The organism is Nocardioides sp. N13(2025) (assembly GCF_051912545.1).
Taxonomy (GTDB): Bacteria; Actinomycetota; Actinomycetes; order Propionibacteriales; family Nocardioidaceae; genus Nocardioides.
In genome coordinates this window covers 1127647-1154112 of the sequence record NZ_CP196809.1, presented here as the reverse complement: position 1 = coordinate 1154112, position 26466 = coordinate 1127647, and the positions used below count along the sequence as shown (strand labels likewise).

At 72.3% G+C, this 26466-nt stretch carries 21 protein-coding genes; 8 read left to right on the top strand and 13 right to left on the bottom strand.

All coding sequences use genetic code 11. The features are described from left to right. Positions 1-74: 74 nt before the first annotated feature. Positions 75-1346 carry a tyrosine--tRNA ligase gene (gene tyrS / locus ACS3YM_RS05580; protein ID WP_439939840.1) on the bottom strand — a complete coding sequence of 424 codons (1272 nt, stop codon included), beginning with the start codon at positions 1344-1346 and terminating at the stop codon, positions 75-77. A 67-nt stretch (positions 1347-1413) separates the two neighbouring features. Between tyrS and ACS3YM_RS05575 the strand changes: the two genes are divergently transcribed. After that, positions 1414-2808: a serine/threonine-protein kinase gene (locus ACS3YM_RS05575; RefSeq protein WP_439939086.1), complete on the top strand. Its 1395-nt coding sequence runs from the start codon at positions 1414-1416 to the stop codon at positions 2806-2808. A 3-nt stretch (positions 2809-2811) separates the two neighbouring features. On the opposite strand, the gene ACS3YM_RS05570 is transcribed toward ACS3YM_RS05575, so the two are convergent. Genes ACS3YM_RS05570 through ACS3YM_RS05560 form a run of 3 tightly spaced genes read right to left on the bottom strand, consistent with a single transcriptional unit; the run spans position 2812 to position 5177 of the window. Beyond that, a complete protein-coding gene (locus ACS3YM_RS05570; RefSeq protein WP_439939085.1) occupies positions 2812-3450 on the bottom strand; it encodes a response regulator in 639 nt (212 codons plus the stop codon). Then, the gene (locus ACS3YM_RS05565) at positions 3447-4724 is read right to left on the bottom strand and encodes a sensor histidine kinase (protein ID WP_439939084.1); all 1278 of its coding nucleotides are present in this window, start codon (positions 4722-4724) and stop codon (positions 3447-3449) included. Before ACS3YM_RS05565 ends, ACS3YM_RS05570 begins: the two co-directional genes overlap by 4 nt. A 21-nt stretch (positions 4725-4745) precedes the next feature. After that, complete coding sequence (locus tag ACS3YM_RS05560) at positions 4746-5177, bottom strand: hypothetical protein (protein ID WP_439939083.1); 432 nt, start codon at positions 5175-5177, stop codon at positions 4746-4748. A 198-nt stretch (positions 5178-5375) separates the two neighbouring features. Between ACS3YM_RS05560 and ACS3YM_RS05555 the strand changes: the two genes are divergently transcribed. The 3 genes from ACS3YM_RS05555 to ACS3YM_RS05545 are packed head-to-tail and all read left to right on the top strand — an operon-like array spanning position 5376 to position 11600. Beyond that, positions 5376-7007, top strand: coding sequence for an NAD(P)-binding protein (locus ACS3YM_RS05555; protein WP_439939082.1), 1632 nt, complete (start codon positions 5376-5378; stop codon positions 7005-7007). Between the two features lie 5 nt (positions 7008-7012). Beyond that, positions 7013-10576, top strand: coding sequence for a pyruvate:ferredoxin (flavodoxin) oxidoreductase (nifJ, locus tag ACS3YM_RS05550; protein WP_439939839.1), 3564 nt, complete (start codon positions 7013-7015; stop codon positions 10574-10576). A 4-nt stretch (positions 10577-10580) separates the two neighbouring features. Further along, a complete protein-coding gene (locus ACS3YM_RS05545) occupies positions 10581-11600 on the top strand; it encodes a dihydroorotate dehydrogenase-like protein (RefSeq protein ID WP_439939081.1) in 1020 nt (339 codons plus the stop codon). A 1-nt stretch (position 11601) separates the two neighbouring features. Here the strand turns inward: ACS3YM_RS05545 and ACS3YM_RS05540 are convergent, their stop codons facing one another. Beyond that, the gene (locus tag ACS3YM_RS05540; RefSeq protein WP_439939080.1) at positions 11602-12390 is read right to left on the bottom strand and encodes a DUF2249 domain-containing protein; all 789 of its coding nucleotides are present in this window, start codon (positions 12388-12390) and stop codon (positions 11602-11604) included. 43 nt (positions 12391-12433) lie between these two features. Between ACS3YM_RS05540 and ACS3YM_RS05535 the strand changes: the two genes are divergently transcribed. Together ACS3YM_RS05535 and ACS3YM_RS05530 are read left to right on the top strand one after the other, a co-directional pair. After that, a complete protein-coding gene (locus ACS3YM_RS05535; RefSeq protein ID WP_439939079.1) occupies positions 12434-13045 on the top strand; it encodes a helix-turn-helix transcriptional regulator in 612 nt (203 codons plus the stop codon). 94 nt (positions 13046-13139) lie between these two features. Next, entirely contained in the window at positions 13140-15698 is a 2559-nt protein-coding gene (locus tag ACS3YM_RS05530) for a multicopper oxidase domain-containing protein (RefSeq protein WP_439939078.1), read from the top strand. A 6-nt stretch (positions 15699-15704) separates the two neighbouring features. Here the strand turns inward: ACS3YM_RS05530 and ACS3YM_RS05525 are convergent, their stop codons facing one another. Further along, a complete protein-coding gene (locus tag ACS3YM_RS05525; protein WP_439939077.1) occupies positions 15705-15980 on the bottom strand; it encodes a DUF1876 domain-containing protein in 276 nt (91 codons plus the stop codon). 41 nt (positions 15981-16021) lie between these two features. After that, a complete protein-coding gene (locus ACS3YM_RS05520) occupies positions 16022-16204 on the bottom strand; it encodes a hypothetical protein (protein WP_439939076.1) in 183 nt (60 codons plus the stop codon). Positions 16205-16370: 166 nt separating this feature from the next. Here ACS3YM_RS05520 and ACS3YM_RS05515 point away from each other — a divergent pair, with 166 nt between their 5' ends. Further along, positions 16371-17840, top strand: a complete 1470-nt coding sequence (locus ACS3YM_RS05515) for a serine/threonine-protein kinase (RefSeq protein ID WP_439939075.1) — start codon at positions 16371-16373, stop codon at positions 17838-17840. Here ACS3YM_RS05515 and ACS3YM_RS05510 read toward each other — a convergent pair. From ACS3YM_RS05510 to ACS3YM_RS05495, 4 genes are read right to left on the bottom strand one after another with little or no spacing between them, the layout of a single operon-like run. After that, entirely contained in the window at positions 17821-18213 is a 393-nt protein-coding gene (locus ACS3YM_RS05510; protein WP_439939074.1) for a universal stress protein, read from the bottom strand. The genes ACS3YM_RS05515 and ACS3YM_RS05510 overlap by 20 nt on opposite strands. A gap of 49 nt (positions 18214-18262) precedes the next feature. After that, positions 18263-20326, bottom strand: a complete 2064-nt coding sequence (locus tag ACS3YM_RS05505) for a tripartite tricarboxylate transporter permease (RefSeq protein WP_439939073.1) — start codon at positions 20324-20326, stop codon at positions 18263-18265. A gap of 10 nt (positions 20327-20336) precedes the next feature. Then, complete coding sequence (locus ACS3YM_RS05500; RefSeq protein WP_439939072.1) at positions 20337-21545, bottom strand: Bug family tripartite tricarboxylate transporter substrate binding protein; 1209 nt, start codon at positions 21543-21545, stop codon at positions 20337-20339. A 58-nt stretch (positions 21546-21603) separates the two neighbouring features. Next, positions 21604-22713: a PrpF domain-containing protein gene (locus ACS3YM_RS05495; RefSeq protein ID WP_439939071.1), complete on the bottom strand. Its 1110-nt coding sequence runs from the start codon at positions 22711-22713 to the stop codon at positions 21604-21606. A gap of 221 nt (positions 22714-22934) precedes the next feature. Between ACS3YM_RS05495 and ACS3YM_RS05490 the strand changes: the two genes are divergently transcribed. Next, the gene (locus ACS3YM_RS05490; RefSeq protein WP_439939070.1) at positions 22935-23828 is read left to right on the top strand and encodes a LysR family transcriptional regulator; all 894 of its coding nucleotides are present in this window, start codon (positions 22935-22937) and stop codon (positions 23826-23828) included. Between the two features lie 48 nt (positions 23829-23876). On the opposite strand, the gene ACS3YM_RS05485 is transcribed toward ACS3YM_RS05490, so the two are convergent. Both ACS3YM_RS05485 and ACS3YM_RS05480 read right to left on the bottom strand, forming a co-directional pair. Further along, positions 23877-24692: a phosphate ABC transporter ATP-binding protein gene (locus tag ACS3YM_RS05485; RefSeq protein WP_439939838.1), complete on the bottom strand. Its 816-nt coding sequence runs from the start codon at positions 24690-24692 to the stop codon at positions 23877-23879. A 123-nt stretch (positions 24693-24815) separates the two neighbouring features. After that, complete coding sequence (locus ACS3YM_RS05480; protein WP_439939069.1) at positions 24816-26417, bottom strand: Ig-like domain repeat protein; 1602 nt, start codon at positions 26415-26417, stop codon at positions 24816-24818. Between the last annotated feature and the right edge of the window lie 49 nt (positions 26418-26466).

The window sequence follows — 26466 nt, the reverse complement described above, 5'->3', positions numbered from 1 at the left end:
ACATCAGTGTTTTCGCAGGTCAGAGGCCTGTTGGTGCTGGTGGGGCGGTTGGGAGGGCGTGTCGCGGGGTGCGGTCAGGCCACTTCGACGCCCGCGAAGTTCTTCTTCCCGCGGCGCAGCACCAGCCACGAACCCGCGACCAGGTCGTCCTCGGTGGGGCGCAGCTCCAGGTCCTTGACGCGCACGTTGTTGAGGTAGGCCCCGCCCTCGGTGACCGTCCGGCGCGCCTCTCCCTTGCTCTTGGCGAGACCGGCCGCCACCAGGAGGTCGAGGATCCCGGGCAGCTCGCCCGCCGGGATCGTCGTACCCCCGGCTTCGCGCAGCGCCGATGCCAACGTGTCGGGCTTGATGCCGGCGAGGTCTCCCCCGCCGAACAGCGCGGCCGCGGCGGCCTTGGCGTGCTCGACCTCCTCGGCACCGTGCACGAGTGCGGTGACCTCGTCGGCCAGTCGCTTCTGCCCGGCTCGCAGGAAGGGCTTCTCGGCTGTCTGCTTCTCGAGGTCCTCGATCTCCTCGCGCGAGAGGAACGTGAAGATGCGCAGCAGCTCGCCGACCTTCTCGTCCTCGACGTTGAGCCAGAACTGGTGGAAGGCGTAGGGCGAGAGCATCTCCGGGTCGAGCCACAGCGCCCCGCCCTCGGTCTTGCCGTACTTGGTGCCGTCGGCCTTGGTGATCAGCGGCGTGGCGAAGCCGTAGGCGTGGGCGCCCTCCACGCGGCGCACCAGCTCGGCGCCGCCGGTGATGTTGCCCCACTGGTCGGAGCCGCCGAACTGCAGCACCACGCCGTGCTCGCGGAACAGGTTGAGGTAGTCCATCGACTGCAGCAGGACGTAGGAGAACTCGGTGTAGCTGATGCCGGAGTCGAGCCGGCGCTTGACCGTGTCACGCGCCAGCATGCGGTTCACCGGGAAGTGCTTGCCGATGTCGCGCAGGAAGTCGATCGTCGACAGCGACGCCGTCCAGTCGTAGTTGTTGACCGTCGTGGCGGCGTTGGACCCCTCGAAGGAGACGAAGCGCGAGACCTGCACGCGCACCCGCTCGGTCCACTCCTTGACGGTGTCGAGCGAGTTGAGCGTGCGCTCGCCTGAGTCGCGCGGATCGCCGATCATGCCCGTGGCGCCGCCGACCAGGATGTAGGGCGTGTGCCCGGCGTCCTGGAGGCGTCGTGCGGTGACCAGCTGGACCAGGTTGCCCATGTGGAGGCTCGGTGCCGTCGGGTCGAAGCCCACGTAGAACTTGACGCTCCCCTCGCCCAGCGCAGCGCGGAGCGCGTCGCGGTCGGTGGAGTGCGCGATGAGGCCGCGCCACTCCAGCTCGTCGAGGACATTGGGGGTCGTCACGTGGATTCCTTCGGGTGGGGTCGGGCTGGGGGTCGGGCACTAGCCTAGGGCGAGCACGGAGGAGGGACCGCAGGTGATCGCAGGCAGGTACAGGCTCGACCGGGAGATCGGACGCGGCGGCTCGGGCACGGTGCACCTCGCACTGGACGAGGTGCTCGGCCGACAGGTCGCGATGAAGCGCATCGGCATGGTCCCCGGGACCCCCGACGTCGAGCTCGAGAGGGCCCAGCGCGAGGCCAGGCTCGCCGCCGCGCTGAACCACCCGCACGTCGTGTCGGTCTTCGACCTCGTCGACGAGGACGACGTCCGCTGGCTGGTGATGGAGTACGTCGACGGCGAGACGCTGAGCGAGCGCGTCCGGTCGGCCGGCCCCCTCGAGGCCGGCGACGCGGCCAGGCTGCTGGCACAGACGGCGGACGCGCTGGTCGAGGCGCACGCCGCCGGCATCGTCCACCGCGACGTGAAGCCCAGCAACATCCTGATCTCCGACGGGACGGCCAAGCTCAACGACTTCGGCATCGCCCGCTCCGAGGACGACGCCTCGCTCACGCAGACCGGCCTGGTCACCGGCTCACCGGCCTACCTCGCCCCCGAGGTCGCCTCCGGCTCGTCGGCGACCAGCGCGAGCGACGTGTGGTCGCTGGGTGCCACGCTCTACCACGCGGTCACGGGCAAGCCGCCCTACGACGTGGGCGACAACCTCATCGGGGCGCTCTACAAGATCGTCCACGAGGACCCGCCGCGGCTGCCCCGGGACCACCCGATGGCAGGGCTGCTGTCGGTGATGATGACCCACGACCCCGAGCAGCGCTGGTCGATGCCGCGCGTGCGCGACGAGCTCGTCCGCCTGTCGCGCGGACAGCAGACGACCGTGGTCGCGGCCCCCGTCGCCGTGCCCGCGCCGGAGCGGACCGGCGCCCTGCCCACCCTGCGAGCGGCGCCCGTGGCAGCCACGCCGCGCGACCACCACGACCACCGGCGCTGGGCGTGGATCGCCCTCGCAGCCGTGGCTGCGGTCGCGGCAGTGGCGGCGGCGTACGTGTGGGCCGGGCGCGGCACCCCCGAGGCGCTGCCGGAGGGGTCCGCGCAGTCGTCGCAGGCCTCGGAGACGACCGAGACCGCTGCCGGGACCACGACCAGCACGCCGGCGCCCTCGGCCGAGGACACGCGCAAGCAGATGGACTCGTTCATCACCTCCTACATCGCGACGGTGACCTCGGACCCCCGCGCCGCCTTCGACCAGCTGACGCCCGAGTTCCAGAAGGCCAGCGGCGGCTACGAGGGCTACATCGGGTGGTGGGGTCAGGTGCGGTCGGCGGAGCTGGCCGACGTGAGCAGCGACCCCTCCGACCTGACCGTCGGCTACACCGTCAACTACGTCATGAAGTCGGGCAGGCGCGACACCGACCGCATCCGCCTGCAGCTGCAGCGCCTCGACGACCGCTACCTCATCGCCGGCGAGGGGTAGACCTCAGGAGAGGTCGTGCCGCTGGGCCCAGAGCGCGGCCTGGGTGCGATCGGCCACGCCGATGCGCTGGTAGGCAGACGTCAGGTGCGCCTTCACCGTGCGCTCGGTGATGCCGAGGCGTGCCGCGATCTGCTTGTTGAGCAGGCCCGCCACCACCAGTCGGAGCACCTCGGTCTCGCGCGGTGACAGGTCCGGGACCGTCGACGCGGCCGCGGGGACGGCGCCCCGGGAGGCGCGCAAGAGGAGCCGGCGGGCCGCTCGCGGGTCGAGCGGCGACTCACCCCGCGCCACGGCACGGATCCCGTCGAGCAGCACCTCGGGCTCCGCGTCCTTGAGCAGGTAGCCGACCGCGCCGGCCTCGACGGCAGCGTCGATCCGCGCGTGGTCGGAGAAGGAGGTCAGCACCAGCACCTCCGTGCCGACGTCCTCGGCCAGGATGGCGCGAGTGGCCTCGACACCATCGAGCACAGGCATCTGGAGGTCCATCACGGCCACGTCGGGGCGCTGCTCACGCACCAGGTCGACCGCCTCCCGGCCGTCCTTGGCGACGCCGACGACCTCGAGGTCGTCGGTGGACTCGAGCAGGCCGGCGAGCCCGCGGCGTACGACGGCGTGGTCGTCGGCCAGCACCACACGGATCATGCGAGCGGCACCTCCACCCTCACCATCGTGCCGGAGCCCGGGGTGGAGTCCACCTCCATCGACCCGCCGTGCTCGCGGACGAGGCTCCCGGCTGCGCGCAGCCCGAAGTGCTCGTCGCCCGCCGTGGCGCCCGGGTCGAACCCAGCCCCGTCGTCCACCACCTCCAGCACCAGCAGGTCGGCCTCGCGGTGGACCGTGAGCGACATCCGGCTCGCCCGCGCGTGGCGGGCCACGTTGCGCACCGACTCCTGGGCGACCCGCCACACCAGCGCCACGGCCGCGGCTGAGGCGTCCTCGTCGCCGCTGATGTCCGCGTCGACGTGCACGCCGTCGGCCGCGAGTGGCGCGACGAGGTCCTGCACCGCGGCCGCGAGGCCGGCGGTGTGCAGGTCGGGCGGGTAGATCTCGACCAGCAGGGAGCGCAGGGAGCGCATGCTCACCCGCAGCGAGCGGCCGACGTCCTGCAGCTCCTCGGCGAGCCGACCGTCGCTGCGCGCGGCCAGCGTCGAGAGCGCCATCGAGGACCCAGCGAGGTCCTGGACGACGCCGTCGTGCAGGTCGCGCGCGATCCGCAGGCGCTCGGCGTCGGAGGCGCGCACGGCGGCCTCGAGCAGCCGCTCCCGCTCCCGCGCGGACCGGGACAGACGACGGTTGAGCAGGAGCATCAGCGGCGTGGTGAGGGCGACGAGCGCGGCCAGCGCGCCGATGCTGATGGGCAGGAACCGGTCGAGGACGGCAGCGCGCTGCTCGCCGAGCTCGTCGGCGGTGAAGTAGGCCTCGAACAGGAGGGGATCGCCCTCCGGGGACCGGATCCGCGTGTAGACCTCGAACAGGTCGCCCCCGAGGCTGCGCTCGTAGCGGTTCTCCGGACGGGTCAGGTCGGACAGCTCGGCGTCGGTCCCGCCGTCCGTGATCACGTCCAGCTCGTCCTCGCCGAGCGGGTAGACCGCCCCGATCAGCTCGGTCCGGTCGCTGTAGAGCACTGTGCCGTCTGCCGCCCAGACCTTGATCCGGCGTACGTCTCCCACGAGGAGCCGGTCGAGCACGGTGCGGTCGAGCCGGTCGATGGCGGCGGCGTCGCCGGCGACCAGGCCCTCCGGGATGTCCGGCTGCGCCACCGACCGACCGAGCACCTGGGTGAGCGCGCGGGCGTCGGCGACGGCCTCCTCGTCAGCCGCCTGGCGGCTGAGGGCGCTGGTCGCGAGGGCCACGACCACGAGCGTGACGAATCCCGTGGCCAGGAACTGCGCCACGGGATTCGTCAGCCAACGCATCAGGCTCCACCTCCGGTGAGGTCAGTAGTTGACCACACCGCGGCAGGTCTGGCCGTCACGCACGGCGCGGAACACGATGCGGTCGGTGCCGGCGAGGTCGACGACCTTGCGCTCCACTTCGAACGACCCGCTGCGCGCCGTGGTCGTGCCGACACCGCGGTCGCTCACCGAACCGTTGTGGCGCAGGGTCCAGCGCCACCGCTGGCCGGCCACGTTGCTGTCGATCTCGCCCTCGACCTCGAGGCGCCCGTCGTCGGGCTTGACCTTCAGCTTCCACTCGGCGCCCGCGCTGCAGCGCCCGGTCACGAGCACGCGGTCGTCGTCATCGTCGCTTGCGGAGGCCGAGGTCGCTCCCGCCCCGACGAGGCCGAGGCTGAGGGCCGACAGGGTGAGGGCGGCGGCGATCGCGCGGCCTGTGCTCGCCGTCACGGTGCTGATGTTGGTGCTGGTCATGGTGTCCTCCTGGGTGGGTAGGACCAGCGTCCTGCGCGGCCGCTCGAGCCGCGAGATGTCCGATGGTGCTAGTACCCCTCCCCTCCTCCCTCCGGCGGGTGACGGGACCTCCCGCCGGGCGCACAGCGGACTTTCGCCCCTACGCCGCACTGCGCGTGTGGGGAACCGTGGCAACCAGACGACGGAGGAGCATCAGCCGTGCCAGGACCCGATCGTGACCTCACCCCACCCGCCCCACTGGGCCTCGGTCGGCTGCGTGCCGGGCCGGTGCGCTCGCAGCGGCCGGTGTACGTCGACCTGCTGCCGCCGTGCAACGCAGGCTGCCCGGCGGGCGAGAACATCCAGGCCTGGCTCGCGCTCGTCAAGGCCGGCCGGGCCGAGGACGCCTGGCGCCAGCTGACCGACGACAACCCGTTCCCCGCGATCCACGGCCGGGTCTGCTACCACCCGTGCGAGAGCGTCTGCAACCGCGCCGAGCTCGACGAGGCCGTGTCGATCCACGGGGTCGAGCGCCACCTCGGCGACCTCGCCATCGAGCACGGCTGGGCGTTCGCCCCTCCCCCGCCACCGACGGGCAAGCGGGTGCTGGTGGTCGGCTCCGGTCCGAGCGGACTGTCCGCGGCGTACCACCTCGCGCGCCTCGGCCACGACGTCACGGTGCGCGACAGCGGCGAGCGGCCCGGCGGGATGATGCGCTACGGGATCCCGACCTACCGGCTGCCGCGGCACGTGCTGGACGCCGAGGTGCAGCGGATCGCCGACCTCGGTGTGCGGTTCGAGCAGGGACACCGCGTGACGGACCTCGAGGAGGAGCGCACGTCCGGGCCCTTCGACGCCGTCTTCGTCGCCGTGGGCGCCCACCTCTCCAAGCGCGTCGACATCCCCCACCAGGACGCGAGCCGGGTGCTCGACGCGGTCAGCTTCCTGCGCGACGCGTCCTCCGGCGAGCAGGAGCCGCTGCGCGGCACGGTCGCCGTCTACGGCGGCGGCAACACCGCCATGGACGCCGCACGTGTGGCGCGCCGCCTCGGTGCGGAGGACACCCTTATCGTCTACCGGCGCACCCGCGACCAGATGCCCGCGCACGAGGAGGAGGCCGCCGACGCGGAGGAGGAGGGCATCCGGATCAACTGGCTCCGCACGATCTCCTCGATGGGCGAGGACGACCTGACCGTCGAGGTGCAGGAGCTCGACGAGGACGGCCGACCGCACGGGACCGGACGGTTCGAGACCCTGGCCGCCGACACCCTGATCCTCGCGCTCGGGCAGGAGAGCGACACCGGGTTCCTGAGGACCGTCCCGGGCGTCGAGGTCGTCGACGAGACCGTGCAGGTGTCGCCCATGACGCTGATGACCGGCGCTCCCGGCGTCTTCGCCGGCGGCGACGCGGTCCCGAGCGAACGCACCGTCACCGTCGGTGTCGGCCACGGCAAGCGGGCGGCCCGCACCATCGACGCCTGGCTGCGCGGCGGGACGTGGGCAGAGGCGGACAAGCACCCGGTCGCGGGCTTCGACCTGCTCAACCCCTGGTACTTCGGTGACCACGACCGTCGCCACCAGCCCGAGCTCGACCCGGCGGCCCGCGTGTTCGCCTTCGACGAGGTCGTCGCCGGGCTCACTCCGGACGAGGCGGCCTTCGAGGCCGGCCGCTGCCTGTCGTGCGGCAACTGCTTCGAGTGCGACGGCTGCATGGGCGCCTGCCCGGAGGACGCCGTCGTCAAGCTCGGCGTCGGCCTGCGCTACGAGTTCGACTACGAGAGGTGCACCGGCTGCAGCGCGTGCTTCCGGCAGTGTCCGGTGCACGCCATCGAGATGGTCCCGGAGGGGTGAGCGAGGTGCGCGCCACCATCGACGGCAACGAGGCAGCGGTCCGCGTGGCCTACCGGCTCAACGAGCTGTGCGCCATCTACCCGATCACGCCCTCCTCGACGATGGCCGAGCTCGCGGACGAGTGGGCGAGCCACGGCCGGACCAACGTCTGGGGGACGGTCCCGACCGTCATCGAGATGCAGAGCGAGGGCGGCGCGGCCGGCGCGCTCCACGGCGCCCTGCAGGGCGGGGCCCTGAGCACGACGTTCACCGCGTCGCAGGGCCTGCTCCTGATGATCCCCAACATGTACAAGATCGCCGGCGAGCTCACCTCCACCGTCCTCCACGTGGCCGCCCGGTCCCTGGCGGCGCAGGGGCTGTCGATCTTCGGTGACCACTCCGACGTGATGGCCGTGCGCCAGACCGGGTTCGCACTGCTGGCGTCGGCCTCGGTCCAGGAGGCGCACGACCTCGCACTGGTGGCGCAGGCGGCGACGCTGCGGACCAGGGTGCCGTTCATCCACTTCTTCGACGGCTTCCGCACCTCGCACGAGATGAACACGATCGACCTGCTCGACGACGACGTGCTGCGGGCGATGGTGCCGGAGGAGCTGGTCCGCGAGCACCGGTCGCGGGCCCTGACCCCGGAGCGCCCGTTCATCCGCGGCACCGCGCAGAACCCCGACGTCTACTTCCAGGCGCGCGAGACGGTGAACCCGATGTACGCCCGGACGCCGGGCGTGGTGCAGGCGGCGATGGACGAGCTGGCCGTGCACACCGGCCGGGCCTACCGCGTCGTCGAGTACGCCGGGCACCCCGAGGCCGAGCGCGTGGTCGTGGTGATGGGCTCCGGTGCCCAGACGGCGCGCGAGACGGTGGCCCACCTCGTCGCCTCCGGCGAACGCGTCGGCGTGGTGCAGGTGCGCCTCTACCGCCCCTTCCCGGCCGCCGAGCTCGTGGCCGCCCTGCCGCCCACCGTCCGCCGGATCGCGGTGCTCGACCGGACGAAGGAGCCGGGCTCGCACGGCGAGCCCCTCTACCTCGATGTCGCCGCCACCCTCGCGGAGGCCCACCAGCGCGGCTCGCTCGAGCACCTGCCCCTGGTGATCGGCGGGCGCTTCGGCCTGTCGTCCAAGGAGTTCACCCCCGGCATGGTCGCCGGGGTCCTCGCCGAGCTGGCGACGCCGGAACCCCGGTCGCGCTTCACGATCGGCATCACCGACGACGTCGGCGGGACGAGCCTGCCCTGGGACGCCGACCTCGACATCGAGGAGCCCGAGACCCTGCGAGCCGTCTTCTACGGCATCGGGTCCGACGGCACCGTGGGTGCCAACAAGAACACGATCAAGATCCTCGGCTCCGACCCGGACGTGCACGCCCAGGCCTACTTCGTCTACGACTCGAAGAAGTCAGGCGGTGTCACGGTGAGCCACCTGCGCTTCGGTCCGCACGAGATCCGCGCCCCCTACCTCGTCTCCCGTGCCGGCTTCGTCGGCTGCCACGACATCGGCCTGCTGGAGAAGGTCGAGGTGCTCGGGTCCGCGGGGCCCGGCGCCACCCTCCTCCTCAACTCCCCGCGTCCCCCCGAGCAGGTGTGGGGCGCGCTCCCGCGGACCGTGCAGCAGCAGGTCCGCGACCTGGGCCTGCGGGTGTTCGCGATCGACGCCGACCGCGTCGCCCGCGACGCGGGGCTCCCGGGGCGCACGAACACGGTGCTGCAGACCTGCTTCTTCGCGATCTCGGGGGTGCTCCCCCGCGCCGACGCGATCCACAAGGTCAAGGCCGCGATCCGCACGACGTACGCCAAGCGCGGAACCGAGGTCGTACGACGCAACGAGGCGGCCGTCGACGCCACCCTGGCCGCCCTCCACGAGATCCCCGTCCCCGCCGACGGCGTGGAGGGGCACCTGCTGGCCCCGCCCGTGCCGGCGGACGCGCCCGACTTCGTGCGCACGGTGACCGCGGAGATGATGGCCGGGCGCGGGGACGCGCTGCCGGTCAGCGCCCTGCCTGTCGACGGCACCTTCCCGAGCGGGACGACGGCGTACGAGAAGCGGCGCATCTCCGACCTGGTCGCACTGTGGGACCCGGAGACCTGCATCCAGTGCGGCACCTGCAGCTTCGTGTGCCCGCACAGCGTCATCCGCTCGAAGCACTACGACGAGAGCCTGCTCGACGGCGCGCCCGAGTCGTTCGCGTCCGCGCCGCTCGACGCCGTCGGTCTCCCCGGCTCGCGCTACACGCTGCAGGTCTACGCCGAGGACTGCACCGGGTGCGGCCTGTGCGTCGAGGCCTGCCCGGTCAGTCCCCTGGGGGAGCCGACCCGCAAGGCGATCAACCTCACCGAGCTCGACCCGATCCTCGAGCCGGCGCGGCAGGACGTCGCCTTCTTCGAGACGCTGCCCGTCAACAACCGGGCACGCGTCGACTTCGGCACCGTGCGGGGCACGCAGTTCCTGCTGCCGCTCTTCGAGTTCTCCGGAGCCTGCTCGGGGTGTGGGGAGACGCCGTACCTCAAGGTGCTGACCCAGCTCTTCGGCGAGCGGCTGACGGTGGCCAACGCGACGGGCTGCTCGTCCATCTACGGGGGCAACCTCCCGACGACCCCCTGGACCCGCAACGCGCAGGGGCGTGGACCGGCGTGGTCCAACTCGCTCTTCGAGGACAACGCCGAGTTCGGCCTGGGCCTGCGGCTCGCCGCCGACCTGCACACCGCGCTCGCGCGCGCCCGGCTGGCCGAGCTCCGCGAGGAGGTCGGCCCGAAGCTGGCCGACGCCATCCTCGACGCCGACCAGGTCCGCGAGTCCGCGCTCACCGCGCAGCGCGACCGCGTGGCCGAGCTGGGTCGCCGGCTCGAGGGGGTGACCGGACCTGCCGCCGAGGACCTGCGCAGCGTGGCCGACCACCTGCTGCGACGCAGCGTGTGGATCGTCGGTGGCGACGGGTGGGCCTACGACATCGGCGCCGGCGGCCTCGACCACGTCCTCGCCAGCGGGCGTGACGTCAACGTGCTCGTCCTCGACACCGAGGTCTACTCCAACACCGGCGGGCAGGCGTCCAAGGCGACCCCGCTCGGCGCCGTGGCCAAGTTCGCCTCCGGCGGCAAGGACCTGGCCAAGAAGGACCTCGCGCTCCAGGCCATCGCCTACGGCAACGTCTACGTCGCCCGGGTGGCGATGGGCGCCGACCCGCACCAGACCCTGACCGCGCTGCGGGAGGCGGAGGCCTACGACGGGCCGTCGATCGTGATCGCCTACAGCCACTGCATCGCCCACGGCATCGAGATGCGTGACGGCCTCGACCAGCAGTACCGCGCGGTGGCGTCGGGCCACTGGCCGCTGGTGCGCTACGACCCGACGGTGCGCGCGAAGGGCGGCAACCCGTTCCAGCTCGACTCGCCGCGGCCACGCATCCGGCTCGAGGACTACCTCTACCGCGAGCTGCGCTACCGGATGCTGCGCGACGCCGACCCCGACGAGGCCGAGCGCCTGCTTGCCCTGGCCCAGGAAGCTGTCGACCAGCGCTGGGCGACGTACGAGGAGATGGCGAGCCGCGGTGCCGCGCGGTTCGCCACGGATGCACGGAGGTAGACCCATGGACCTGTTCACCCGCTACCTGGGCCTGCCGCTGCGCAACCCGCTCGTGGCGAGCGCGTCGCCCCTCACCTCGACCGTCCGTGACGTCCGTCGCCTCGCCGACGCCGGGATCGGCGCGATCGTGCTCCCCTCGCTGTTCGAGGAGCAGGTGCACCGCGAGCAGCTGCGCGACCTGCTGCTCGTGGAGGCGCACGAGCACGCGTTCAGCGAGGCCACCTCCTACTTCCCGTCGACGACGGCGTCGGAGCCGGGCGGCGCGAACCGCTACGTCCGCCTCGTCGAGCAGGCGGTGTCTGCGGTGGACGTGCCCGTCATCGCCAGCCTCAACGGGAGCACCCCGGGCGGGTGGCCGACGTTCGCCTACGCCATGCAGGAGGCGGGCGCGGCGGCGATCGAGCTCAACATCTACTTCGTCCCCGGGGACCCGCACACGTCCGGCCGCCAGGTGGAGGACCGCCACGTCGAGATCCTCGAGCGCGTGCTGGCCCACGTGTCGATCCCCGTCGCGGTCAAGCTCAGCCCGCACTTCAGCTCGCCCGGCGAGATGGCGGTACGCCTCGACCGCACCGGAGCGCACGGACTGGTGCTCTTCAACCGCTTCCTCCAGCCGGACGTCGACCCGGAGAGCGTGACCGTCAGCCCCGGCTTCGCCCTCTCCACCCCGGCCGAAGCGCCCCTCGCGCGGACCTGGGTCGCGATCCTGCACGACCACGTGACGTGCTCCCTGGCCGCGTCGACGGGCGTGGAGACCGCCGCGGACGTGGCGGCGTACCTGCTGGCCGGCGCCGACGTCGTGATGACCACGTCATCGCTCCTCCGGCACGGGCCCGAGCACGCCACCGTCCTCCTCGACGGGCTCACCGACTGGCTCACCCGCAAGGGCTTCGCCGGGGTCGACGAGGCACGTGGCTGGCTGTCGGTGCCCCGCGAGGTGGACCAGGCGGCCTACGAGAGGGCCGGCTACGTGGCCGCGCTCGAGCACGCGCGCGAGACGTACGGCGGCGTGACCGGACCGTGACTCACGCCTTCCGGGCGAGCTCGAGCTGCCACACGTCCGGACCCGCCTGGCGGTAGTCCACGGTGTAGCCGCCCGGAGCGCGCTGCTCGAGCTGGGCCAGGAGCGGCAGCGGGTCGTGGTCGGCCGTGAGGAGCAGGCCGGCACCGGGGCGCAGGCCGTCCAGCGCGCCGAAGATCGTCGCGTGCCGGATGGCGTGCGGGATGGTGCGCGCGTCGAGCTCGGGCAGGCCCGCCTCGTCGTGGCCTCCGCAGGCGCACTGGTGTCCACCCTGGGAGGCCTCGGCGGCGTGGTCGTCCTCACCGTGGTCGACGTGACCACCGAGCAGCTCGTGCATCCCCTCGAGCATCTCGGCCACCGAGCAGTCCGGCGTCGCGACGAGGGTCGGGATGAGCTGGTCGTTCTCCTTGGCGAGGTGGCTGTCGAAGACCGTCTCGAGGGCCCGGGCGACCGCGGCCGCCTCGACCGGGTCGGACGCGGCCTCGAGGTCGGCCACGAGACGGTGGATGAGGACGTGCTCGGCGAGCATGGCCTCGACGAGGAGGCGCGTCTCGGTGATCTGCGCGGCAGCCGGGTAGAGGGTCTGCTCCTCCGCGGTGGCGTGCGGCACGAGCTCGTCGCGCAGCCAGGACAGCAGCTCCTGCCGCGCGGCCTCGGCGCGGTCGGTGCGCGCCGCCCGCACCACGTCGCCCGTGAGCAGGTCCAGACGGCCGGCCATCTCGGCGTGGTGCTGCTCGACCTTCTCGGCCGCCTCCGCGTCGGCGTGGTTGCTGGCGATGGTGACGGTGGACATGGGTGCCTCCTCGGGTGAGCGAACGGTTCACTAATAATCTACAATGAATCCCGTGGAAATAAATGAGCCGGGTGTCACCGCCGCCCAGTCGCGGGTCCTGTCCACGCTGCGCGACGCGGGCCGGGCCCTGACGCTGTCGGAGCTGCAGGACGCCACCGGCCTGCACCCCAACACGCTGCGCGGGCACCTCGATGCACTGGTGGCGACCGGCAGCGCCAGCCGCATCGCCAGCAGGAGCGGCGGGCGCGGTCGCCCCGCGTGGGCCTACCTCGCGCGCGAGCCGGAGTACGCCGCCCTCGCGATGGCCCTCGCCTCCGGGCTGGACTCGGGCGAGGGGCGCACCCTGGATCCCGCTGCCGTGCGCGGTGGCCGGGCCTGGGGTGAGCGGCTCCGCGACCAGCTCGGAGCGGTCGAGGACGGCCGGGAGCGCGTGCTGCTGGCCCTCACCCACACCGGGTTCGCCCCCGAGCTCGCCCCTGGCCCGGGCGGCGACCGCGTGACGCTGCACGCCTGCCCCCTCCTCGAGGCGGCCCGATCCCATCCCGCGGTCGTGTGCGCGGTCCACCTCGGGCTCGTCGAGGGGGTGCTGGGCCAGGAGGGAGCAGGTCTGCGCCCGCGCCCCGAGACCCTGGGCTGCGTGGTGAGCCTCCCGTGAGCGAGGCACCTGGGCTGCTCATGGTGCTCGGCTTCGTGGGCACGTGTGCGCCGCGCGCCGTCGTGGCCGCCGACCGCGAGCCGGAGGTCGGGCGATGACGACCCTGCAGTCCCCCGGCGGAACCCGGTCCGGCGAACCGGCATCCGGCACCCGCGGGTTCTGGCCGATCCGGGACCTCCCGGTCGTGGGCTGGCTGCTGGCGGCCGTGGTCGTGGCGCTCGTGCACCGGTGGGTGCCCGAGGCGCGCTGGCTGCTGCTGCACCTGCTCCTGCTCGGCGCCGCCGGCCACGCGATCCTCGTGTGGAGCCGCTACTTCGCCGACACCCTCCTGCGCGGACCGGCGACACCGCGGCGGGAGCAGTCGATCCGCCTGGCGACGTTCGACCTCGGCGCCCTCGCCGTCACCGTGGGGGTCGGGACCGACGTCTGGCTCCTCGTCCTGGCCGGCGCCACTGGGGTCGCGCTGGCCGTCGTGGGGCACGTCGTGTCGTTGGCACGAGGACTGCGCGGCAGGTTCCGCTCACGCTTCGCACCGACGGTGCACTACTACCTCGCCGCGGGCGCCCTTCTCCCGGTCGGTGCCACGCTCGGCGTGTGGCTCGCCCGCGGCCTGTCCGATCCCCTGGACACGCGCGTGCGGATCGCCCACGCGGGCATCAACGTCCTCGGGTGGGTGGGGCTCACCGTGCTGGGCACGCTCGTCACGCTGTGGCCGACCATGCTGCGCACGCGGCTCGCCGACGGTGCCGAGAAGGCATCGCGCGTCGCCCTGCCCGTGCTGGTCGCGGGCATCGGCCTCGTGGCGACGGCGGCGTGGGCGGACCAGCCCCGCGTGGTCGCGATCGGCCTGGCGACCTACCTCGTCGGTGTCCTGGTGCTCGCTCGTCCGATGGTGGACGCGGCGCGGGCGAAGCCACCGGCCGGCTTCCCCACGTGGTCGGTCGGTGCCGGCCTGCTGTGGCTGGTGGCGATTCTCACCGTGGTCGCGGTGCGGGTCGCGGTCGGCGGCGGGTGGGACGACGTGTCCCGGGCGCTGCACGACGCCGCGCCCTACCTCGCTGCCGGGTTCGTCGCCCAGGTGCTGCTGGGCGCGCTGTCCTACCTCGTGCCGGTGGTGCTCGGCGGCGGCCCCGCTGCGGTGCGGGCCGCCAACGGTGCGCTCGACTCGGCCGGCGCGCTGCGGGTGGCGCTGGCCAACGTCGGACTGGCGTGGTGCCTGCTGCCGGTGCCCAGCGTCGTACGCGTCGTGGCGTCGGCGCTGGTGCTCGGCGCCCTCGCGAGCTTCGTGCCGCTCCTGCTGCTCGCCGTGCGCCGGCGGCACCACGGCACCGCGACCACCGCTGCCGCCGTTCGACCTCGCGGCCAGAACGCCCGGCTCGCAGCCGTCGGCGTCGCCCTCGCCGTGCTCGCCGTGGCCGTCGCCGGCGCCGTCGATCCCGCCGCCCTGGGCCGGACGAGCTCCGCCGACGCGGGGGTCTCGCCCACCGGTCGGACCGTGGAGGTCGAGGTGGTCGCCGAGGAGATGCGCTTCACCCCCGACCGCGTCGCGGTGACCGCGGGCGACCGGCTGGTCATCACGCTGCGCAACGAGAGCTCCGGCGACGTCCACGACCTCGTCCTCGAGACCGGCGCCGACACCGGGCGGATCGCCCCCGGCGAGCAGGCCGTGCTGGACGTCGGCGTGGTCGGCCGGGACCTCGACGGCTGGTGCTCGGTCGTCGGGCACCGCCAGATGGGCATGGTGTTCGCTGTGGCCGTCTCCGGCGCACCGCTGGACGCGCCGGGTGACCCGGGGCCGGGCTTCGCGGCGTACGACCCGGTCCTGCCGCCGCTCGCCCCGGGACGGGTCCACCGCTACACCTTCCGGGTCACCGAGCAGCAGTCCGAGGTCGCCCCCGGCGTGGTGCAGGAGGTGTGGACCTTCAACGGCACCGCACCGGGCCCGGTGCTGCACGGGCGTGTGGGCGACCGGTTCGTCATCACCCTCGTCAACGACGGCACGATGGGCCACTCCATCGACTTCCACGCCGGCGTGCGTGCGCCCGGGGAGGTGATGCGCACGATCCCGCCCGGGGAGTCGCTGACCTACCGCTTCACCGCCCGCCGGGCAGGCGTGTGGATGTATCACTGCTCGACGATGCCGATGACCGCCCACATCGCCAACGGCCTCTTCGGCGCCGTGGTGATCGAGCCGCCGGGCCTGACGCCCGTCGACCGCGACTACGTGCTCGTGCAGTCCGAGCAGTACCACGGGGCCGACGGCGCGGTGGCCGACCTCGACAAGGTCGCAGCCGAGGACCCCGACGCCGTGGTGTTCAACGGCTACCCCGACCAGTACGCGCACGAGCCCCTGCTCGCGCGCACCGGCGAGCGGGTGCGGATCTGGGTGCTGGACGCGGGTCCGAGCCGCGCGTCGTCCTTCCACGTCGTCGGCGGGCAGCTCGACACCGTGTTCTCCGAGGGCGCGTGGCAGCTCGGCAGCCGGTCCGGCCCGTCACGCAGCGGTGGCGCCCAGGTGCTGCCCCTGCTGCCGGCGCAGGGCGGGTTCGTCGAGCTGGTGATGGACGAGCCCGGCGACTACCCGTTCGTCAGCCACGTGATGGTCGACGCCGAGCGCGGGGCCCGCGGCGTGCTGCGGGTCCGCGACCGGTGAGGCCGGTCAGTCCATCCGGATGTGCGCCTCGCCCGGCGAGGGGTCGTTGTCCTCCACGTCGCCCACGGTCGCGTCGAGCAGGTCGTGCGCGAGCCCGGCCAGGGCGCGGCAGGTGGCGAGCTCGTCGCCGATCTCCGGCACGTCCCGGTCGCGTGGGTTCTTGCGGGCCTCACCGACGTGCCGCAGCTCGGTGCCGGCATCGGTGCGCAGGACCGCCTCGGCCCGGGTGCGCCCGTCCTTCTCGTAGAGGTTGACGTCCACGTGCCACGTCCTCGTGTGCATGGTCTTCCACCTTCCTCTCAGGTGTTCGGGCGCCGGCCGGCTCAGCCCCGGAGCGCCTGGAAGGCCTCGTAGACGAGGTAGGCCGGCCAGAACAGGCCCTGGAAGACGGCGTACGCGTGCTCCCAGAAGCCGTCGGCGGCCATCCAGAAGTAGACCAGGGCCCCGAAGATCCCCAGCCCGTAGATCGCCCCGCCGCCGGCAGCAGCCCCTCCGCGGTCAGCCATGACTCGTCCCGCGCCTCTCCATGACCCCATGCTCGCGGCGGCGCCGGGATGGCGACAGGGCCGAAGGTCCGTCGCGCGCCGGGCGAGCGTCTGGTCCCCACGGGTGTGCGGGGATCGCCCTCGACGTGCTTACCTGAAGCGAAGCCACGGAAGGGGCGTCTCACACGTGATTGCAGGCAGGTACACGCTCGAGCGCGAGATCGGACGCGGAGGTGCCGGCGTCGTCCACCTCGCGCACGACGAGGTGCTGGGTCGGTCGGTCGCCATCAAGCGCATGGGGCTGCTGCCGGGCACCACGGAGGACGACGTCGCCCGCGCCCAGCGGGAGGCGCGTCTGGCGGCCGGCATCAACCACCCCCACGTGGTGTCGATCCTCGACCTCGTCAAGGACGACGACTGCTACTGGCTCGTCATGGAGCTCGTCGAGGGGCGCACGCTCGCCGAGCTGGTCGCGACGGAGGGGCCTCTCGCGCCCAGGCGCGCCGCCGGCATCGTCGCGCAGGCCGCGGACGGGCTCGTGGAGGCGAACCGGGCCGGGATCGTGCACCGGGACGTCAAGCCCAGCAACATCATGGTCGACGACGCCGATCGCGTGAAGCTGGGCGACTTCGGCATCGCCCGGTCGGCCGACGACGCTGCACTGACGAGGACCGGGCTCGTCACCGGCTCGCCCGCCTACCTCGCGCCGGAGGTGGCGTCCGGGGGGCCCGCGACCGCGGCCAGCGACGTGTGGTCGCTGGGCGCGACCCTCTTCCACGCCGTCGTCGGCCGAGCGCCGTACACGATGGGCCAGAACGTGCTCGGCGGCCTCTACAAGATCGTCCACGACGAACCGCCGCGGCTGCCCGACGGCCACCCGCTGGCCGAGCTGCTGGCGGGGATGCTGACCAAGGACCCGCACGAGCGCTGGCCGGTGGTCGAGGTGCGCGACGAGCTGCAGCGCATCGCCCGGGGCGAGTCCGGCACGGCGACCTCGGAGGCCGACCACACGGCCGCGGACGCGACCGTGGCCATGGGCACCCAGGACGTGGAGCCCCCGACCCCGACCCCGACCCCGAGCCCGACTCCCGTCCCAGCACCGGTCCCGGGCCCGACCCGCTCACGGAGCCCGCGCGTCGGCTGGGTGGCCGCGGCACTGGCCCTCCTGCTGCTGGCCGGGGTGGGCGCGTGGCTCCTGTGGCCGGAGGACGACCCCGGCTCGGAGCCCGCGGCGGAGACGTCCGGCGAGACGCAGGGCCAGGAGCCCAGCGCCTCCGAGGAGCCGACCGCCTCCGAGGAGCCGACGACCGACCCGCCTGGGACGGAGCCGAGTCCCGAGCCGAGCCGCGCCGGCACCCGCGCCTCCATGCGGGCCTTCGTCCAGGACTACTTCTCGCAGGTCACCTCCGACCCCGAGTCGACCTTCGCCATGCTCTCGCCGGAGTTCCAGGCCCAGAGCGGGGGCTTCGACGGCTACTCCGGGTTCTGGAGCACGATCATCTCGGCGAGGGCGTACGACGTCGCGGCCGACCCCCGGACGATGACGGTGACCTACACGATCGACTACGCCACCACCTCCGGGAGGACCACCACCCAGCAGGGGCGGCTCCAGCTGCAGAAGCAGGGCGACGGCTACCTCATCGCGGGCGAGGGCTGACCCGGTCGGCGACAGGTTTCACCGCCAGCACCGGGCACGTCGCGTCCAGCAGGATGCGTTGCGCGGTGCTGCCGAACACGAGCTTGCCGACCGGCGTACGGGCCCGCAGGCCGAGGACGACGAGCCGGGCGTCGAGGCGCTGCGCCACCTGGACGACGGCGTCGCTGGGGTCGCCCAGGTCGCCGCGCTCGACCTCGAGCCGCCCGGCCGCGGCCGGCCAGCGGCGCTCGAGGTCAGCGACCTCGGGCGGCGCCTCCCCCCGGACCGCGGGCACCAGCACCACCGTCTCCTGATCGCGGGCGGACTCCGCGACCGCTGCGTCCACGGCTGCGTGCCCGGGCGGGGTGTCGGCATAGGCGACCACGACGGTCATGGGCGTTCCTCTCGGAGAAGGTGGGTGGTGGTCGGGTGCCGGCGGGCGGTCACTGGAGCAGCCCCATGGGCAGGTCGACCGGCAGCAGCGACGGCAGCGACAGCAGGACGAGTCCCAGCACGACGGTGTAGACGATGGTCGTGCGGAGCCGGGCGCGTGCGGCGTACAGCAGGAACGCCGGGGTGAAGACGAGCGTCGCGGCCAGGTAGCCGCCCAGCATCACCAGCACCAGGAACGCGGCCATCGCGGTGAAGGTGCGCGCGGCGATGCGGAGGTCGTGGGCGCGGACCAAGGCCTTCTGGTCGACGGCCGGCTCGACGCGGGTGGCGAGCAAGGTCGACCCGCCGGTGCCGACCGGCTCGTCGGAGGGCTCCGGGACGTGCCGCCCGGCCGCGGTCCGCCGGACCTTGACCTCCTGCCACACCAGCACGAGGGCGGCGAGCAGACCACATGTGGCGACCAGTCGCGGCATCAGCCGGGCCTCGTCGGAGAACGACCCGCTGACCCACAGCGCGCCGGCGAAGACGCCGACCGCGGCCACCGCGAGGGCGGCCGACCAGGTGGTCCCCGCCATCGAGCCCTCGAGGTCGTCGACGTCGACGTCGGGACCCTCGTGCTCGTCGCGGTGGCCGTCGTCGGCCTGGCCCGAGGTGCCGCGCAGCTTCTTCAGCAGCGACCACAGCACCGGGACGACGAGCACGGCGGCGAACACCAGCACGCCGGGGCGCAGCATCCACGACGCGCCGTCGTAGAGGCTGGCGGTCAGGTAGTAGTAGCGCTCCATCGGGATCGCCAGCACGAAACCGATCAGGAACGGCGCGCGAGGCATGCCCGTGGCCTTGAGGACGAAGCCGATGACGCCGAGCAGGACCATCACCCACAGGTCGCCGACCTGGCCACCCTCCTGGAACGCACCGAGCAGCATGATCACGAGCAGGCCGGGGCCCAGCACCGCGAAGGGCACGCGGGTGAGCTTCGCGAGCGTGCCGGTGGCGAGGAAGCAGAGGAACGCGCCGGCCACGGAGGCGATGGCGAAGGCCCAGACGATGAGGTACATCAGGTCGAGGTGATCGGTGACGATCGCCGGGCCCGGCTGGATGCCGTACGTGAGCAGCATCCCGAGGAGCATCGCGGACGGCACGCCGCCGGGGATCCCGAAGAGGAAGGTCGGGATGAGGTCGCCGGCCTCGACCGAGTTGTTGGCGCTCTCGGGACCGACGATGCCGCGCGGGTCGCCCTTGCCGAACTTGCGCTTGTCCTTGGCGGTCGCGACCGCCTGGCCGTACGCCAGCCAGGTGCCGGCGGTGGCGCCGACGCCCGGCAGCACGCCGGCCCAGATCCCGATCAGGGCGCCGCGGACGACGTGGGTCCAGTGGGTGAGCCACTCACGGATGCCGGAGCCCCAGCCGCCGGTGAGCTCCACGGGCTGCTCGGCGACGCGGCGCTGGCCGACGCGGCTGGCGATCTCCGCGAGGCCGAAGATGCCGAGCGCGACCGCGACCAGCGACACCCCGTCGCTGAGGAAGAGGGAGCCGAAGGAGAAACGCTCCTCCGCGGTCGTCGGCGAGGTGCCCACCAGGCCCAGCAGCAGGCCGAGGAAGCCGGCGGTGAGGCCCTTGACGACGTTGCCCCGGGACAGCACCGCTGCCAGCGAGACGCCGAGGATGGTCAGCATGAAGAGCTCGGGGCTGCCGAACGACAGCACGAGCGGCCGCGCGAGCGGGATCGCCAACGTGAGGCCGACGGCGCCGATCAGGCCGCCGGCCATGGAGGAGAGGAAGGCCAGCGAGAGGGCGCGCTTGGCCTGCCCCTGCCGGGCCATCGAGTAGCCGTCGAGCATCGTGACGCTCGCGGACGCCGAGCCGGGTGCTCCCAGCAGGACGGCCGCGACCGTGTCGGAGGTGTGCACGACGGCGAGGGCGCCGATGAGCATCGCGAGCGCCGGCTCGGGGTCCATCCCGAAGGTGACCGGGAGCAGGATCGCCACGGCGCCGGTGCCGCCGAGGCCGGGGATGAGCCCGATGACGAGGCCGGCGACGACGCCGACGCCGAGCATGAGCAGGAGCGAGGGGTCGGCCAGGGAGGCCAGTGCAGAAAAGGCTGCGTCGGTCATGGTGGCTTCCTCAGTCGATCGTGATGTCGTAGTCGGTCTCGAGCAGGTCGAGGACGTCCTCGCGGACGGAGTCGTCCACGCGGTAGGCCTCGCCGATGCGTTCGGCCAGGTCGGGAGAGGCGTCGATCGGGTAGCCGCCCAGGACCTCGGCAGCGGCCTTCTCGAACTCCGGGTCCTCACCCATGTCCTCGGCGGTCGAGCGGAGCAGCTCGAGCGCCTCGTCGGGAGTGTCCTCGGGCACCCAGAGCGCCTTCTGGTAGGTGTAGGTCAACGCGAGGATCGCGCGGTAGGTCTCCAGCGCGTCGGCGTCGGGCTGCTCTCCGTAGAGCTCCTGGTAGACCTCGACGACGGTGGGCAGGTCGGGGAAGTTGGGGTCGCGCACGACCTCGCCCGACTCGTCGACCTGGCCGAGGGAGAAGAGCGGCACCGCGGTGCCGTCCTCGACCAGCGGCTCGACAGCGGGTCCGTAGGACGGGGTGGTCTGGTAGTCGATGTCGACCTCGCCGCGCTGCAGCGCCAGGTTGACCGGCCCGCGGCCCTCGAAGCCGAAGGTCGACTTCACGTCAGCGGAGAGCATGTCGAAGGCCAGGAGGGTGGTGAGGTCGAGGCTGGTCGCTGCGATGCCGCCGAAGACCAGCGGCTTGTCCCGGTCGACGAGGTCAGCCACGTCCTTCACGCCGGCTGCGGCCCGGGCGTAGACCACTGCGCCGGTGCCGTTGGCCAGGATCGGGCGCAGGTCGGCGAAGTCGTAGCGCACGGCCGGCATGTCGAGGAGGTATGGCACCACGGTGGACGCGGTGCTCACCAGGACCTCCGTGCCGTCGGTGCGGGCCGAGCTCATGAAGTGGTTGGTGCCGAGGATTCCCTCGCCGCCGTCGTCGTTGACCGGAGCGAGCCCGGGCGAGCCGGGCACCTCGTGGGTGAGCTCGGTCGCGACGAACCGTGCCCACGTGTCCGTGCCGCCACCCTCGGCGAGCGGGATCATCATCTCCACGGTCTCACCGGAGTAGTCGCCGTCCGTCGTGGACGCCGCCGGGTTGAGCAGGTCACCGCCGAGGACGGAGACGCCGACCGCGAGAGCAGTGAACCCCGCCACCACCGCGGCGGCCAGCCGCGGGCTGGGCGCGGCGCGGTCCGGTGGGTCCTGGGGCTCCTGCGTGGGCACGTGGCCTCCGTCGCTGTTGGCCGCCACGTCCTTCTCTTCGACGTGCTGGGTCATGAGTTCCTCCAGGTGAAGCGAGCCTCTTCGAGGCCCGTCATGTCAAGGTTTCGGGTGGTCACGCAGAAGCCGAGGGCAGGAGCGGCGGGTCGGGCAGCAGCACGGTCCCGCTCGCCAGGCGGCGGTAGGTGCGGACGACCCCGACGACCGGGACGCCGTCGTGGTCCTCCACGAAGGTCGTCACACACCCGGCCGGGGTCGCGAGTCGCAGGCCCTCGACCGGCCCGTCAGGGGCGACCAGGTCGTGCACCACGGTCCCGGCAACGCCCGCTGCGAGCGTGAGCGCGACCGACCCGGTGACGGGGACTGCGGGGTGGAAGCGACCCATCGACAGCATCCGGACGCTCAGGTCGGTCTCCTGACCCCGGTCCGACGGGGCGTCGGAGACGAGCGCCAGCTTGGGCACGGCCCGAGCCACCTCCTCCGGCGTCGCGGCCAGGCCCATCAGCACGCCGGCCTCCCGGCGTACGGCGTCGAGGCGCGCGAGCAGTCCCGGCATCGCATCGAGCACGGCCGTGTCCTCGTCGCCCCGGACCCCCACGTCCGACGCACGTACGGCGACGACGGGCGCGCCTGCGTCGACGAGGGTCACGGTCACGCCGCCGACGGCGTCGGAGAGCCGGTCACGCCGGCGGCCCGACGGGAAGAGCTGCCCGGTGCTTCGGCCGGCGGGGTCGACGAATCCCATCCGCACGGGAGCGCCCGGGAAGGGGACGCCCGGGATGTGCTCGGTGGCCCCCTCGTCGAGGTGACCGCCCGGGGTCGGGACGCTCTGGACGATGAGCTGGTTGGTGTTGGTGTTGAAGACCCGGACCGAGGTCTCGTCCGCGCCCGGGTCGACCCAGCCCTCGCGGATCGCGAAGGAGGCCACCACAGCGGAACAGTTGCCACAGTTGCTGCCCCAGTCGACCTTCGCCTCCTCGATCCCGATCTGGGCGAACGTGTACTCCACGTCCACGTCCGGGTCGGTCGACGCAGCCAGGATCACCGCCTTGCTGGTCGTCGACGTCCCACCCCCGACACCGTCCACCTGCCTGTGGTCCGGGCTGCCGTAGAGGCGCAGCAACACTTCGTCGACGGAGAGGTCAGGGACCTTCAGGTCGTCGCGCCGGAAGACCCAGCACTTGCTGGTGCCTCCCCGCATCCACGTCGCGTCGATCTCGCGCATCGGGCCTCCTGGTGTGAGCGTCCGGCCACTCCGGACCCACACAGGTTGCGCTCCAGTGACGTGTAGCACAATCGCCAGTTTGAACAGTCCTGTGAAGCATCACTTCATGGTGGCCGCTTGGACGACCCACCTTCGGCAGTTCCCTGCCGCTTCAAGCGGTGATGGACCTCACTGCATGGCCATGAAGCACTGCTTCATGCACACTGGGCCATGTGCTCGACGTGAAGAGACTTCAGGTCCTGTTGGCCATCGTGGAGGAAGGATCGGTCACCGGTGCGGCCAGCGCACTGGGATACACGCCGTCAGCCATCTCCCAGCAGCTGTTGCGCCTGGAGCGCGAAGCCGGCCAGCCGCTGCTCGACCGGCACGCGCGGGGCATGACGCCGACGGACGCAGGGCTCGTGCTCGCCACCCACGCCAGGAAGGTGGTGCGACAGCTGGCGGCCGCTGAAGCAGACCTCCAGGACGTCGCAGGTGTCCGGCGCGGGAGCGTCACGTTGGGAACCTTCCCCACCGTCGGCAGCTCGTTCCTTCCGCTCGCCGTACGCCGCTACCGCGAGCTCTACCCGAACATCACGCTCACGATCAGCAGTGGTCGAGAGGCGCACCTGGTGCGCATGCTCGAGGAAGGCCAGGTCGCCATGTCGTTCCTCTGGGACTACGAGTGGGACCGGGTGGAGGGCGAGGAGCTGGTGCTGACCACTCTCTTCACCGATCCGACTGTGCTCCTGGTGGGTTCCACCCACCGCTTGGCGCGTCGGAGGACGGTCAACCTGGCGGACCTGGCCGACGAGCCCTGGATCATCAGGGCCGGAGGGCATCCTGTGGTCGAGGTGCTGGAACGCAGCGCCGTCGCCGCCGGCTTCTCCCCCACCATCGCCTTCCAGGCCAACGACTACCAGGAAGCGCAGGCCATGGTCAGCGTCGGCCTGGGGATCGCCCTCGCACCCCGCACTGCGACCGTCAACCAGCACCCGGACGTACGCGTGATCTCGTTGGGCGCCAGTGCGCCGTCCCGAAGGATCCTGGTCGCGCACCGCTCCGGCCGCGTGCGGAGCGCCGCGGAGCTGGCGCTCCACGACGTCCTGGTGGAGACGGCGTCGACCTACGCCTGAGGCAGTTCGACTGAGGCGAGGCTGCGGGCGGCCCCGGCGGCCGGTGCGCTAGCCGAAGCGGCCGTTGACGTAGTCGCTGGTGCGCTGGTCCTGCGGGCTGGTGAACATGGCTTCTGTGTCACCGTGCTCGACGATGACGCCGGGCGTGCCCTGCGACGCAAGGAAGAAGGCACAGGTGTCCGAGACCCGGGCCGCCTGCTGCATGTTGTGGGTGACGATGACGATCGTGACCTGTTGCGCGAGGTCCTTCATCGTCTCCTCGATCACCCGGGTCGAGGTCGGGTCGAGTGCGGAGCACGGCTCGTCCATCAGCAGCACCCGCGGCTTGATCGCCAGCGAACGAGCGATGCAGAGGCGCTGTTGCTGACCTCCGGACAGGCCGCCACCGGGGCTGTCGAGCCGGTCCTTGACCTCCTTCCAGAGGCCTCCGCGGACCAGGCACTCCTCGACGAGCTGCTCCTTCTCGGCCTTGCCCACGCGGGTGCCGGTCAGTCGCAGGCCGGCGATGACGTTCTCGCGGATCGACATCGCCGGGAACGGGTTGGGCTTCTGGAAGACCATGCCGATCGCGCGGCGGGCGTCGGTGAGCTTGCGCTGGGGGTCGTAGATGTCCTCGCCGTCCAACAGCACCTCGCCTGCCAGGGCCGCGGAGGGCACCAGCTCGTGCATCCGGTTGAGGATCCTCAGGAACGTCGACTTGCCACAGCCGGACGGCCCGATCAGGGCGGTGATCCCGGAGGCCGGCATGGTCAGCGAGACCCGGTCGAGGACCTGGTGGCTGCCGAACCAGGCGGTGATGTCACGCGCCTCGAGGGCGGCGGGGCCGGTGCCCTGCAGGTCGTACGACGGGGCGGGTGCAGGCATCGTGGACTGGGTCATGGCGGCTCTTCTTCGGCTTCTGGCGAGGACGGGGTGACGACGGCGGGGGTACGAGGTGGGGGCGGGCGGGTGTCAGCGCGCCGCCCGCCCCAGCTCGATCGGGCTGGGTCAGCCCTTGATGGTGATGACGAACCTGAGCTTCGAGGCGGCGAACGCCGAGCTGCCGGCGTACTGGGCGACGAGCTTGTTCTTGCCCGTCTTGAGGGGCTTGGTGAGCTTGATGACGGCCACGCCGTTCTTGGCCGTGCCCTTGCCTACGATCTTCTTGCCGAGCTTGATGACGACCTTGCCCGTGGCGGCGCCGGTCGCGGACTCCTTGACCTTCACCTTGCCCTTGATGACAGCGCCCTTGACGTACTTCGCCTTGAAGGTCTCAGCGAGCGCGGTGGTGGCCTTGGCGGGCGCCGGGACGACGGTGTCGGCCGCCTTGACGGTGACGTCGACGTCGGGCGACGCGGAGCCGTTGAAGGCCGCACCCGTCGGGACGAACGTCGCCTTGACCTTGTGCGCGCCCGCGCTCAGGCCGGTCAGGTTCAGCGTGGCCTTGCCACCGGTGACGACGCCGTTGCCCTTGGTGACACCGTCGACCGCGAACGACACGACGCCCTGCGGCTTGAGCGTGCCGCCGCCGCCGATGGTGGCGGTGAGCGAGAGGGCGCCGGCGCTCGCGGAGGTGCCGGTGACGGCGGTGGTGGTGTTCACCTTGGCGGTGAGCAGGTCGCTCGCGGCGGTCGCGGTCGTGGTGGCCACGCCGCACTTGCCGCCCTGAGACGAGGAGAGGAGCTGCTCGAAGCCGGCGTCGAGGATCAGCGAGGTCGCGGCGGGCGAGCACACGAAGCCGTTGGGGCCGAAGAGGCCCTGGGCCCACGCGCTACCGGCGTCGGCCTGGCGCACCACGTTGTAGAGCGCACGGCCGACCTGCCATCCACTTTCGATGCGCAGGGTGCCGAGCAGACCGGCGCGGCCCACGGAGAACGGGGCGATCGCATTGGGGTCGGCCTTGATCGGGGAGTCGTCGTGCTCCTGCACGAACGTGACGGACGGACCGTAGGTGACGGTGCCGCCCTTGATCTTGTCCAGCTCCTTCTTGAAGAAGTCCCCGGTGCCCGAGCTGGTCTGCGGGGCGAGGGGCTTGATCACGCCCGCAGCGCCACCGACCGCGCTCCAGTTGGTGATGGAGCCCTCGTAGATGCCGACGATCTGCGCAGGCGTGAGGGACGCCGGGGCGTTGGACGTCTGGGCCGTGGCGACGGCCAGCGTGTCCTTGGCGAACGGGAAGGCCTGCAGGTTCGCGGCGGTCTCGTTGGCGTTGTTGCCCGAGGACGAGCGGGCGAAGCTCACGTCCGGGTTGTTGCCGGCGCCGTAGAGCAGGCTCTTGCCACCACCGGAGCCGTTGGGGCGCACGATCGGGGCCGAGCCGGCACGCAGGGTGACGTTGGCGGAGTTGGTCTGCGTACCACTGGCGTCGAAGGTCCGGGCGTCGAACGACGCCAGGCGCTGGGCGGGGTTGCCGGCGTTGTAGCCCGCGACACCGGCGTGCCCGTCGGCGAGGTAGGTGACGGCGTACATCGTGGTGTCCGAGCCGACGCCGACGATGTCGTCGGCATCGGGGATGAAGGCCGGGTCGGCCTGGGCCGGAGCGGCGACGGCGAGCGCCGTGGCCATGATGGACGTGGTGGCCACGCCCGCGAGGAGCCTGCGAACAGACATTCTGGTTTCCTTGTCTCGGGTGGTTCCGTTGGGTGGTTCCTTGACGGGT